We start from the raw sequence: 13,274 nt of genomic DNA, 5'->3' as shown, positions 1-13,274 counted from the left end.
TCATCTTTAGCGAGCAATTAATTATGGTCGCTGCTAGAAAACAGAAGAATTCTTAAAACCTATAGTAGAACATTCGCCTTCTATGTGGCATGATAAATAGATAGAATGTTCCATCTATTGAAACAAGGTGAAAAATATGCGTATGTAGAATAATTGCCCGTAAAGAAAGGAAAGGTACAACAATCATGTTTCAGATTGCAATAATTATGTTAGCAGTTTTACTAACGTTTTCCTACGGTATGATTAAGGGGATTGTTACAAAAATCTCTATTATTCCAGGAAATACAGATGGTAAATATACTATCTATATATGGGGAACTATGGTATTTGCTACTACCTTTTTCATAAAAGATAAATTGGTATACCAACTTCCTGTAGTTGATAAAAGAATGATTTATGTATTTTTTACAATTTTTATTGCAAATATGTTTATTGCTAAATATGCTGGATACAAACCGATCGGGAGATTTAATATTATTAACTTTGTTATTTTCTATCCTATTGTTGAAGAAGTCATATTTAGAGGTTATATATTGCCACTACTGAATAAATCGTTTCAATATACATTTATTGAGATTGCCTATTTACCAGTATCCATCTCAGTGATCATCTCGGCATTCTTGTTTTCTATCGCCCATTTACAATATTATAAATTGAATAAATGGAGTATTCGATATATGTCTTTCGCGTTCATCGGGGGTATTCTATTTGGCGCAATTGCAAATTATACACAATCCATACTTATTCCTTTATTGCTTCATATCGAATTCAATTTTTTAGCAGCATATTACTCTTCTAACTATCAAAAAGTCTCCATGCAAGAAAAATAACAGTGAGAAGCAATTGTACGAAGCATGGGACGGCTACTCCCTTTTAACCAAAGCAATTTCATATAAAAATCCGCAGTATTGCTGATTATTCTGACGGAGTATTGCGCAAATTGGTGGGAGTATTATAACAAGTACTAGTGTATTATAAAGTGATAACTGTTTCTGAATGAGTTCAGAACTTAGTGACTTGTAGATAGGTGGGATTTTATGAAAAAAAGAATGATTGACTTGTTATTTATTGTTGCAGGTTCTTTTATTTTCGCATTGGCTGTAAATCTTTTTGTTATTCCGAATGACCTCGGAGAAGGCGGCGTTACTGGACTAACCATTATTGCTTATTATTTATTTGAATGGTCTCCAGGACTTGTAAACTTGATTCTCAATAGCCTTTTGTTAATCGTTGGCTATAAATTTTTAAGTAAAAACACGACAATTTATACCATTATTGCTGTGCTGTTTAATTCTTTGTTTTTACATTTAACATCAGATTGGCGCATTGCATCAGATGAAATCATTGTGAATACAATCTTTGGTGGCGTATTTGCGGGGATTGGGATTGGTTTGATCATTCGGGTTGGTGGCACAACGGCAGGTTCTACCATCCTTGCGAGTATTACACATAAGTATCTTGGTTGGAGTATTAGTTACGGTTTGTTATTTTTCGATATGATTGTCGCTTTTTCTTCTTATTTCGTTATCGGAGCCGAAAAACTGATGCTGACGATTTTAATGCTGTATATCGGTACGAAAGTGATGGAATACATTATTGAAGGATTCAACACGAAGAAAGCTGTCACGATTATTTCAAAAAAACCAGACGCCATTGCGCAACAAGTGAATGAAATTATGGATAGAGGCGTAACTGTCTATTCTGGTCATGGCTATTATTCAAAAGAGAAAAAAGAGATTCTGTACATTGTGATTAGCAGCCCCGAAGTTGTGCGGTTGAAAAAAATCGTCAAAATTGCAGATCCAGATGCATTTGTTGCAATCCACGATGTGCGGGACGTCTTCGGTGAAGGGTTCATGGAAATTACGAAATCATAACATTGTAAAGTCACCCACATAATGCTTAGAGTGAAATGAATATTCAAAACCCCAAGAATCAAGCAGCGATTCTTGGGGTTTTCTGTCTTTATTTATCTAGCTCCAACCAAGCGACTAATTCTACATGCACAGTATGGGGGAATAGGTCAACTGGTTGCACGGTTTGAAGCGTGTAGCCGAATGGTAGCAATTCTGCTACATCCGTTGCGAAAGTGTCAGGACTGCATGATACATAGACAATCCGTTTTGGCTTAGAGCGACCAATGCGACGCATCACTTTCCCGCCAGCTCCGCCACGTGGTGGGTCGATTAACAGAAGATCAGCGAATCCGAAATGCTCGTGCATCTCAGCAAGTCCATTACGTGCATCACGAGCTAGGAATGTTGTGTTATGCAAATCATTATCGATAGCATTGCGTTTAGCAGATTCAATCGATGTCTCAACAATCTCGATTCCCGCAAGCTCCTTCACACGTGCAGCGAACGGTAAGGAGAACGTACCAACACCACAAAACAGGTCGATCATTTTCTCGTCTTCTTTTGGTTTCCCCATTTCAAGTGCAAGTTCCACAAGCTTTTGGGCTTGTTTTGGGTTCGTTTGGAAGAATGTATCGAACCAAAGGCGATAGCGATAACCTGCCATTTCATCATAAATAAAGTCACGCCCCGCTAACAGATGCGTATCCTCTGATTGCGTGCGATCTCCCCAGTCCGTGTTCACAAGCCAAAGTAAGCTTTTCACATTCGGGAACTTTTTCGTAATACGCTCTACTAAACTTTCAACTGCAGATGCCAATTCACCGTCTGGGGTTTTTGTAGCAAACAATGCCAACATCATTTCTCCAGTGACAAACGATTCCCGCACCATCAAATGACGAAGAAGCCCTTCATGTGCATCTTTATCATAACCTTTTAGGTCGAATTCTTTTACCCATTTGCTGACTTCTAACATGCCATCAACCATATTTTTTCCTGCAATCAGGCAAGTTTCCAGTGGAATGATTTTGCGGAAATTACCTTGTTCATGCAGTCCAATATCTCCTTCTCGAGAAAAAGTGAACTCCATCTTATTACGGTAATGCCAAGGTTCGTCCATACCGATTGTATTTAGCACCAGTTCTGAATCTATTCCTTCACGCTTCAATGCATTCTTTACTTGCTCCGTCTTATGCTTTAATTGACCTTCATACGTCCAGTGTTGCCATACACAACCTCCGCAAAGCTCAAAATGAGGACAAGGCGCATCCGTTCGTTCAGGGCTTGCAGCTAAAATCTTTATAGGCATTACTTTTCTTCTTCGCTTTTCTGGATCATCGACAATAACTTTCACTGACTCCCCTTTAAGTGTTTGCGGAATCGTCAGTTTCAACTTTTTAGGCTTAGACTCAGTTTCATTTTCACGCCAAATCACAGCTTGTCCATTGCCTTTATAATCTAAATGGTCAATTTCTGCGATGAATGTTTCTTCTTTTATATTAGTCAAGGAATGATTCCCCTTTCAACAGTAAATACAGACATACCGTGACATTATAACAAAAATACGTCTACATGAACATGAACTTTTGACAAATTAAGCAACTATGACCATCTTTCACACAACTAATTCTGTCCATGAAACAAAAAAAATGATATTATGTATGATGGCATTGAACTTTGCAATAGTTATAATCATTTTTTATTTATTGCAACAGGAGGAGATAACGTGAGTAACGAACGAAATTTTTGGCTTGATTTACCGAAGCCGTTTTTTATATTAGCACCAATGGAAGATGTCACGGATGTTGTATTTCGTCACGTCGTTAGTGAAGCTGGAAAACCTGACGTATTTTTCACGGAATTCACAAATACAGAAAGTTATTGTCACCCTAAAGGAAGAGACAGTGTACGTGGTCGCTTAATGTTCACAGAAGATGAGCAACCGATTGTCGCTCATATTTGGGGCAATAAACCAGCATTTTTTGAACAGATGAGTATTGATATGAAAGAACTTGGTTTTCGTGGAATCGATTTAAACATGGGATGCCCAGTACAAAACGTCGCAGCAAACGGAAAAGGTGCTGGATTAATACACCATCCTGAACTTGCAGCAGAAATAATCCAGGCAGCAAAAGCAGGCGGATTACCAGTTAGCGTTAAAACAAGATTAGGTTACACGAATATTGACGAGTGGCGCGATTGGTTAGGACATGTATTGAAACAAGATATTGCGAATCTTTCTATTCATCTTCGTACTAGAAAAGAGATGAGTAAGGTAGATGCGCACTGGGAGCTAATTCCTGAAATAAAAAAATTACGAGATGAAATTGCTCCAAATACATTGTTAACGATTAATGGAGATATTCCTGACCGCGCAACAGGATTAAAATTAGTAGAACAATATGGCGTGGATGGTGTCATGATTGGGCGCGGGATTTTCACCAATCCATTTGCTTTTGAAAAAGAACCGAAAGAACACGACGTAAAGGATTTTCTTAATTTATTACTTTTACAGTTGGATCTTCACGACAAATATTCAACAGAAGCTGAACCACGTACATTTAAGCATCTTCTTCGCTTTTTCAAAATCTATGTTCGCGGATTTCAGGGCGCAGCCGAGCTAAGAAACCAATTAATGGATACCAAAACAACGGATGAAGTACGTCTTTTAGTAAAACCTGTTTTAGAAAATGAATTAGATTAAGGCATATCCACCCTATACTCAAATGATTTTCACTGCTGCGAAAACGAAAACCTTATTAAATCAGACTTATTTAACCAATTCGAACTCAGTTTATCTAGACTTTATAAGCCAGATAAATTCGAACATTTCGTAACCAGTCGGAACATCATTTGAACAAGCCTGTAAACGTTGTTAATTCAATGTTTATAGGCTTTTTTAGTGAAAATTCATAACATATACTCCCTATTTTTTAGTACAAACACCGAGAATGATTCATACACATTTAGAATGAAAATTTCCCCAAAAACTATATCTAGTTAACGAAAGTATAATTCACTGCAAGAAGGCAAAGAGTAATGAAAGGATGGTGATAAAAAAAGATTGGGATGTGATGGCTTGAAAAATAAACATCTATTTTTATTCATATTACTTTTTGTCGGACTCGTGTTTATCCTTAGCACTACTTACACAGTTTTAGCAGAAAAAGATCGGCGTTACTACGAAAACACTGGTGAAGTTGTCTGGGAAATTGATACCAAAGAAAAAGTAGTGGCTCTTACATTTGATGATGGTCCACACCCTAAACATACAGGAGAGATATTAGATCTTTTAGCAAAATACAATGCCAAAGCTACCTTTTTTGTTGTTGGAGAAAATATAGAAAAAGCACCAGATATTTTATTACGCCAATACAATGAAGGACACGATATCGCTAATCATACCTACACGCACCCCATAAAAACAACTATACCTAAATTAGAGGCCGAATTGAAAAAAACGAATGATTTAATTTATAGTATCACTGGTCATTATCCAGAGCTATTCCGACCAGTCGAGGGGCAATATACAGATGAAATGATTGAAAGTGTAGTGAAACAAGGATATAAAGTTGTTATGTGGTCTTGGCATTTGGATACAGAGGATTGGAAAGATCCAGGTGTTCATCGAATAGTAAAAACCGTTTTAAAAGGAACTGAACCCGGGAATGTAATTCTATTTCATGATGGTGGAAGCAATAGGAGCCAAACTGTTAAAGCTTTAGAAAAAATATTACCGGAGCTACAAAAACAAGGATATAAATTTGTGACGATAACAGAACTTCTTTATATGAATAACGAAAACGAAAAGTAGCTAACTTCTTCACTCAAGAGCAACATCTTAATAATGTTGCTCTTTTACTGCCGCAATTTTATTCAATAACTGTGTATTTACCATTCTCCGAAGCAATTACATATTCAGGCTGTGGCGGTTTTCCACCATGCTCTTTAATTTTATTTTTGTGCCCTGCAATATGCTCAGGACTCTTTTCCCATGCTTTCCATGCTTCTTCTGATTCCCAACGAACGATCATCACTACTTCTTCTTCACCACGCCGAACATTTTTTTGTAGTAACTCCCGTCCAATAAAACCTTCTCGTTGCTCCATCTTAGAAGGACCTTGATCTGGCTTTTTCTTAAAACGCTCAATAATTTTATCTGCATTTCCTTCAGTTACTGTCCATTTACGAATTTGTACAAACATTTTCATCCCTCACTTTTTACATCACTAACGGCCTCTTGCTCCGGTTCTTCTACTTCAACTAGTTCAAATAAATTTGCAAACTCATCCATAAGCGTTTCCACAGCTTTCAATTCACCGACTAAAATTGGATTAATCAATTGTAATTCAGGAGTTTCTAACTGTTTCTTTAGTGACATTGACTTCGTACTCATCATTTCATAAAAAGCTAGTGCCCTACCTCGTCGAAATGTTTTTGCACCATGTCTTTTTTCATCATTTTCCCCACTTCGGCGCCCACCACGACGACCATTTCTTCCTCGATGCTCTGATTCACTTCTCATTTTAGCTCCTCCTCTTTGTATACATTAGTATACACTCTAATCATCGTATACCAACGTATACAAACTGTCAATATAAACGTTTGAAAATTCCTTGAGTAAGAGTCTAAACATGTCATTGCTTTGTTATAAGAATTGATATACGGGATAAGCCTTTTCACAATTTTCGCTTCATACAATGCCTCTATTTCTTTTTCTGAAAGATTTGATGAAAGAAAGATTTTTCTTAACACTTTTAAACACTGCATTTAGAGAATAAATCGCTAAAAGTTCCCCTTTTAAAGAAGGTACTACATAAGATAAGGCTGCTTTATCATTTTCATTTTTAATGCATCAATCGATTGTTACGCAAGTTTTTTTCCGTAGGAAACTGCTGAAAAACATATAAAAAAAACGCCCTTCTTAGCTTTTTTATATCCTCTTTCTCCATATAAGACGATTTATATATAGTAAACTTTTCTTGTGACTCATAAAATAATTCGCAAACTAAACATTTCCCGGGAAACCGCAGAATCTAACAAAAAGCGCTCTGGAATATCTTAAATCTCACCGTAATTCGACACCAATATACGAAGAATAAATAGACTGTATTCCATCGTCAAGCCTCCACTAATAATAGTATTAAAACAACAAAGACCCCAACCTTATCGAAAAACTCGATAAGGTTGGGGTCTAAATGACTCGTAGTACCACCTTTATATTAAAAGGTTCGCACCACTTGACTCCTTACTTACATTGTAAAAGCTTTTATACTTTGACATGACTTTCTTCTACTTTTGATCAATACACTGGTTTATTTATGAGATTTCAAAAGTTCTTTATATATTTTGAGATATTGCTCCGAAGATGATGACCAGCTAAAATCAAGATCCATTGCGTGCCCAACTAAGTTTCTCCATTTGTTAGGCTGGAAGCGAAAAAGTGCAATTGCTCTCTCCGCCGTATACAGCAATTCGTGAGCATTATAATTTGCGAAGCTGAACCCATTTCCTACTTTCGTTAAATCATTATAAGAGATCACAGTATCTTTTAGCCCTCCTGTTTCACGGACGAGCGGCAAGGTACCATAGCGAAGTGCAAGTAGTTGCCCAATACCACACGGTTCAAATTGGGATGGCATTAGAAAAAGATCGGAACCCGCATAAATTTTTCGTGCCAATGCTTCATCAAAATAAAGGTTTGCTGAAACTTTATCAGGATACACTTTTTCAAAAAAGCTGAATGCCTCTTCATACTGCTGTTCGCCTGTGCCTAATAAAACAAACTGGACATTCAAGCCCATAATTTCATGGAAGACATGAAGAATCAGATCTATCCCTTTTTGGTCGACTAGTCTTGTAACCATTGAAATTATTGGAATATCAGCGTTAATAGGAAGGCCCAGTATTTCCTGTAGGTGCTTTTTATTTACAGACTTCCCCTCATAATCCTCGAATGGATGAAACAAAAATTCATCACTTTTCGGATCATAGGAATCATTGTCAATTCCGTTCACGATACCTTGAAGATTTGCACTTCTTTTTCGTAAAAATCCATCAAGCCTTTCCCCATAATAGGGCGTCTGTATTTCGTAAGCATAGGTTGAACTTACAGTTGTCACACAATCCGCAAAGGCCAGTCCTCCTTTGAGATAACTGACGTCCCCATAAAACTCTAACGCATCTATGTTAAAATACTGCTCGCTTAAATCCAGTAAATCAGAAAGCACTGACTTAGGATATACACCTTGGTATCGTAAATTATGAATGGTAAACACAGTTTTCATATCCTGATAATATGGATTGTTTTCATAATGCCCCTTCAAAAGAACAGGAATTAACCCTGTTTGCCAATCATGGCAATGAATAATATCGGGCCGTTCTTCTAAGAATGGTAAAGCCTCCAGTACAGCTCGGGAAAAGAAAGCGAAACGTTCACCATCATCCTTAAAACCATAACTACCATGCCTCTTAAAATAGTATTCATTATCAAGAAAATATACTGTTATTCCCTGATAATGAAATTTTTCGATACCGCAAAATTGACGCCTCCAGCCTACCGGTACTTCTATGCTTTTGATCCATTGCATTTGTTCTTGAAAATGTAATGGGAGATCGCCATATTTCGGTAATATCACACTGACCTGTGCTCCCTTTTCATGTAAAGATTGAGGCAAGGCACCAATAACATCCCCCAGTCCCCCGGTCTTAATAAATGGGACGCACTCTGAGGCTACAAATAATACATTCAGGCTGGGTCCCTCCAATTTAAATTACTTCTTCTTTTTTAATTACCATCGGCTTTTTTCTCGCTTTAATGATTTGATCCCTCGTAATGATTACTTGTTTATCCGTAATCACATTTTCGATTTGTGCTCCCTCTTCAATTTCTCCCTTTTGCATAATGATACTGTTTTTAACTACTGCACCTTTTCTAACTTTTACTCCTCGGAAAATAATACTATTTTCGACGATGCCTTCAATAATACATCCATTAGCTATTAAGGAATTAGATACGCTTGAGGAGTTAGCGAATACAGCAGGTGCTTCATGTTTAATTTTCGTGAAAACTTCCCACGAATCATAAAAATAATTGCGAATAATTTCTGGGTTGAGAAATTCCATACTACTGGCATGGTATGTTTCTAGGGAATGAATAAACGGCATATAACCAGTGAAATGATAGCCTTGCACTTTTAGATTGATCAAATTTGCTTTAACAATATCTTTCAAAAAATCATATTCATCATATTCTATACAATTCTTAATTAAATCTATTAATAGTTGTTTTTTAATCACGTATGTTTCCAAACATATATGGTCACCTTTCTTAGGTGACGTATAAAGGTTTATATCACGTACTTCACCGTTTGTTTCAAGTGAACATTGATGATAGAGTGGTCTTTTCACTGATATCCCATCATAATCCTTATACAGGACTGTAATATCAGCTTCATTTCTTTCATGTTCTTTAATCACATGGTTAAAGTCTATTTTGCAAATATGATGACCAGGTGCAATAATTACTGTATCTGCAGTTGCCCGTTGGAAAAATTCTAAATGATCATAAAACTGCTGTAAATCCCCTTTAATTTTTTCATCAGGATGAATCGAAGGAAGTATGAATAGACCTTGTGAACGGTGATCGAGATCCCATTCCTTTCCAGAACCTAAATGATCCATCAACGATCGATATTTATCTTTTGTGAAAATGGCGACTTTACTTACGGAGACGTTCATGAAGTTTGACATGGTAAAATCAATCATCCGGTAACGTCCGCCAAATGGTACTGAAGCTAGGCAACGGTGATGGGTCAATTCTTTTAATATGGGCCTTTCATTTACAAGATTAATAACCCCTAATACATTCCTCATTTGAGCTACCTCCTATTATAAAGCTTGCAGCAAAGCACTTTCCGTAGAAATCCTCTGATTTTCACCAATTAAGGTAAGCGCTTGTTTAGAGTCAGAGATTACAGCTCCATCTTCGATAATTGTACCGCTACCGATTATTGCCTTTTCGATTATTACATTCTTCCCGATCTTCACATTTGGCATAATAACGGAATCCTTTACGAAAGAGCCGCTTCCTACTTGGACATTATAGGAAAGAACAGAATGGTCGATCTTTCCAAATACCAAACACCCTTCGTTGACTAAAGATTGTGTCACATCAGCATCCTCAGATATATATTGTGGGGGGTGGTTGGCATTCCCTGCGTATATTTGCCAACTTGGCTCTCCAAGCTCGAAATCGGAAGGTTCTTTCAATAAATCCATATGCGCTTCCCACAGGCTTTCAATCGTACCGACGTCTTTCCAGTAGTCTTTAAATCTATACGCTTGTAAATTTGATTTATCATTCAGCATCTTTGGAATAATGTCTTTTCCAAAATCATTCGTCGAACCGTTATCCTGTTCATCTTCTGTCAAATATTTTTTGAGATGTTTCCAGTTAAAGATATACACACCCATCGAAGCCAAATTATTTTTTGGATGTTTGGGTTTTTCATCAAATTCAATAATTCGATCCGTTTCATTCGTATTCATAATACCAAAGCGATTTGCTTCTTCCCAAGGTACCTCAATGACAGCAATGGTCGCATGTGCCCCCTTAACAATATGATCTTCCAGCATTTTATTGTAATCCATCTTGTAAATATGATCTCCTGAGATTACAAGTACATATTCCGGGTCATAATGATCAATATAATGGAAATTTTGATACACGGCATTTGCGGTTCCCTTGTACCATTCACCACCATCTTTTCCCTGATAAGGTGGAAGCATAGAAACCCCACCGTTATTGCGATCAAGGTCCCATGGTCGACCGTTACCAATATATGAATTCAAAATATGCGGGCGATATTGAGTGAGAATACCTACAGTATCAATACCTGAATGCGTACAATTACTTAAAGTAAAATCGATAATTCGGTATTTACCTCCAAATGGTACTGCGGGCTTAGCTAAGTCGTTCGTCAATTCTCCGAGTCTTGAACCTTGACCACCTGCTAAAAGCATTGCAACCCATTTTTTAGATGGCATTTGTATTGACTCCCCTTTTTCTTGTTTTAGTTTCTTTCATGAATATAGTAATCCCAAGTGGTGGCACCGTTATTTCCAGTCTGCATGGTTGGTTATTATGTGGTATTTTACTAGCATGGATTGTAGTAGTATTCAACTGTCCCGATCCGCCAAAGATTGAATCATCACTATTAAATGCTTCGAAATATTTCCCCTTTGCTGGTACTCCTATTTGATAATTATGGTAAACATCCGTTGAAAAATTACAAACAACAATGCAATAATCCCCCTTCCGTTTTCCTTTTCTCATAAAAGTAATCACGCTTTGTTCCGCATTGTCCGCATCGATCCATTGAAAGCCAGCTTGCTCATGATCTAGACGCCATAGAGAATTGGTTTCCAGATACAATTTACTTAATTCTTTATAGTATCGAAAAAAAGTAGAGTGAGCGTCAAAATCTAAAAGCATCCAATCCATTTCTTCGCGGTATTTCCATTCGTCAAACTGCCCAAATTCACTGCCCATAAATAAGAGTTTTTTTCCTGGATGTGTAAATAAATAACCGAATAAGAGGCGTAAATTCGCAAACTTTTGCCAGTAATCGCCAGGCATTTTATTTACTAGTGATCTTTTCCCATGGACCATCTCATCATGGGAGAATGGAAGAACAAAGTTTTCTGAAAATGCATATAAAAATGAAAACGTTAATAGGTGATGATGCTTTGGTCGTTCGCTAACATCAAACTTCATATACTTGAGTACGTCATTTGACCAGCCCATATTCCATTTATAATTGAATCCAAGCCCACCTGTACTAGTCGGACTTGTAACCCGCGGCCATTCGGTTGCTTCCTCTGCCATCATAAGGGCACCAGGATACTTTTGGAAAATAGTTTCATTTAACTTTTTTAGAAATTCAATTGCTTCAAGATTTTCCCCACCACCAAACTGATTCTCCAATTTTATTGGAAGTGGATTATCATGGTTTAGATAAATCATGGATGAAACTGCATCAATTCGAAATCCATCCACATGATATACATCCATCCAAAATATTGCGTTTGATATCAAGAAACTGACGACTTCTGGCTTGCTATAGTCAAAGCTATATGTGCCCCAGATTGGCCTTTCTGCTCTCATAGGATCTGCAGATTCGAAGAGCGGCGTTCCGTCGAACCTTCCAAGACCATGGGTATCCTTACAAAAGTGCGCAGGCACCCAATCAAGAATCACACCTATGCCATTCTGATGGCATTGATCTATAAAATACATTAATTGCTCGGGTGTACCATATCTGCTAGTCGTAGAATAATATCCAGTTATTTGGTACCCCCACGAACCATCGTAAGGATGCTCCATAACAGGCATCAATTCGATATGTGTAAAACCATTATCCATTGCATAATTGATTAATTCGTCAGCAAGTTCTTGATAACTATAAAACTCGCCATCTTCTTTTTGTTTCCAAGAAGCCAAGTGAACTTCATAAATCATCATTGGTTTATGATAAATATCTTTCTTTACTCGTTGTGCCATCCATTTATGATCTTGCCATTCAAATGTATTTAAATTGTAGACAACTGAAGCAGTTTCTGGTCGTAGCTCCGAATAAAAGGCATATGGATCTGATTTTAATTCCTTCCGCCCATCCGGTCCTGTAACCTCATATTTATATATATCTCCATGCGCAAGCTCAGGGAGAAATAAAACCCAAATTCCAGAATGCTCTAAACGTTCCATTTGATTTTTGGTACCATTCCAATTATTAAAATTACCCACAATGGAAACCTTCTTTGCATGTGGTGCCCAAACCGCAAAACGCACACCTTGTATATCGTTTTCATCAAGAATATGAGCTCCGAGCATTTTATAACTTTCAAACAGTGTTCCTTCATGGAAAAGGTATACATCAAAATCACTTGGGTATAGTTCGTTATTCCATTCAATAATTTCTTCCATTTCATCACCTCCTTCATTCTATGATTATTTCCATTTATATATTAAAGATTTAATACAGGTTGTCTATTCTTGCATCCCCACCTGAAAAGCTAATAATAATGAAGCACATCACGTCTGTTGATGATCCTATTTCTTGAAAATTTGTGTTAAGAGGAAAAAAACTAATACCCTTTAATACTAAAACACTCGTTCTCTACTTGCATTACGTCCTCATTCGTACTTTACATAAAGTGCGTCGTTTCCGCAGAGATTTTCGCTACAGGGGTGGACGCTTTCCGCGGGCGTTGCCTCAGCCCCTTCCTTCGCATGCGCTCAGTCCAGGGTCCTCGACTAACGCTTTTCCCGCTGGAGTCGCCACCCCTTTCGCTACAATCTAATGAAGAATGCTCCTGCGGTTACTCGTCGCAAAAAAGAATGCTCCTGCGGTTACTCGT

The 13,274-nt window shown here is 37.4% G+C and carries 11 protein-coding genes; 4 read left to right on the top strand and 7 right to left on the bottom strand.

The window, feature by feature from the left end; translation table 11 throughout:
- Positions 1-185: 185 nt before the first annotated feature.
- Both RUH95_RS19215 and RUH95_RS19210 read left to right on the top strand, forming a co-directional pair.
- The gene (locus RUH95_RS19215) at positions 186-830 is read left to right on the top strand and encodes a CPBP family intramembrane glutamic endopeptidase (RefSeq protein WP_313894519.1); all 645 of its coding nucleotides are present in this window, start codon (positions 186-188) and stop codon (positions 828-830) included.
- Between the two features lie 207 nt (positions 831-1,037).
- On the top strand, positions 1,038-1,877 hold the full coding sequence (locus RUH95_RS19210) for a YitT family protein (RefSeq protein ID WP_313894518.1): 840 nt from the start codon (positions 1,038-1,040) through the stop codon (positions 1,875-1,877).
- Positions 1,878-1,965: 88 nt separating this feature from the next.
- Here RUH95_RS19210 and rlmD read toward each other — a convergent pair whose 3' ends face one another.
- The gene (rlmD, locus tag RUH95_RS19205; protein WP_313894517.1) at positions 1,966-3,360 is read right to left on the bottom strand and encodes a 23S rRNA (uracil(1939)-C(5))-methyltransferase RlmD; all 1,395 of its coding nucleotides are present in this window, start codon (positions 3,358-3,360) and stop codon (positions 1,966-1,968) included.
- Positions 3,361-3,639: 279 nt separating this feature from the next.
- On the opposite strand from rlmD, the gene RUH95_RS19200 reads away from it, so the two are divergent.
- The gene (locus RUH95_RS19200; protein WP_313894547.1) at positions 3,640-4,557 is read left to right on the top strand and encodes a tRNA dihydrouridine synthase; all 918 of its coding nucleotides are present in this window, start codon (positions 3,640-3,642) and stop codon (positions 4,555-4,557) included.
- A 375-nt stretch (positions 4,558-4,932) separates the two neighbouring features.
- Complete coding sequence (locus RUH95_RS19195) at positions 4,933-5,667, top strand: polysaccharide deacetylase family protein (protein WP_313894516.1); 735 nt, start codon at positions 4,933-4,935, stop codon at positions 5,665-5,667.
- A 58-nt stretch (positions 5,668-5,725) separates the two neighbouring features.
- Here the strand turns inward: RUH95_RS19195 and RUH95_RS19190 are convergent, their stop codons facing one another.
- From RUH95_RS19190 to glgB, 6 genes are all read right to left on the bottom strand, one after another.
- Positions 5,726-6,058, bottom strand: a complete 333-nt coding sequence (locus RUH95_RS19190) for an antibiotic biosynthesis monooxygenase family protein (RefSeq protein ID WP_313894515.1) — start codon at positions 6,056-6,058, stop codon at positions 5,726-5,728.
- Positions 6,059-6,060: 2 nt separating this feature from the next.
- The gene (locus RUH95_RS19185) at positions 6,061-6,378 is read right to left on the bottom strand and encodes a hypothetical protein (protein ID WP_313894514.1); all 318 of its coding nucleotides are present in this window, start codon (positions 6,376-6,378) and stop codon (positions 6,061-6,063) included.
- A 790-nt stretch (positions 6,379-7,168) separates the two neighbouring features.
- Positions 7,169-8,605, bottom strand: a complete 1,437-nt coding sequence (glgA, locus tag RUH95_RS19180; protein ID WP_313894546.1) for a glycogen synthase GlgA — start codon at positions 8,603-8,605, stop codon at positions 7,169-7,171.
- A 16-nt stretch (positions 8,606-8,621) separates the two neighbouring features.
- Positions 8,622-9,728, bottom strand: a complete 1,107-nt coding sequence (gene glgD, locus RUH95_RS19175; RefSeq protein ID WP_313894513.1) for a glucose-1-phosphate adenylyltransferase subunit GlgD — start codon at positions 9,726-9,728, stop codon at positions 8,622-8,624.
- A gap of 15 nt (positions 9,729-9,743) precedes the next feature.
- Complete coding sequence (locus tag RUH95_RS19170; RefSeq protein WP_313894512.1) at positions 9,744-10,901, bottom strand: glucose-1-phosphate adenylyltransferase; 1,158 nt, start codon at positions 10,899-10,901, stop codon at positions 9,744-9,746.
- Positions 10,891-12,840: a 1,4-alpha-glucan branching protein GlgB gene (gene glgB, locus RUH95_RS19165; protein WP_313894511.1), complete on the bottom strand. Its 1,950-nt coding sequence runs from the start codon at positions 12,838-12,840 to the stop codon at positions 10,891-10,893. The genes RUH95_RS19170 and glgB overlap by 11 nt, the downstream gene beginning before the upstream one ends.
- Positions 12,841-13,274 lie beyond the last annotated feature (434 nt).

Source organism: Psychrobacillus sp., from assembly GCF_032154225.1.
GTDB lineage: Bacteria > Bacillota > Bacilli > Bacillales_A > Planococcaceae > Psychrobacillus.
Note: the sequence above shows the minus strand (reverse complement) of the source record. Positions and strands in the feature narration are given on the sequence as shown.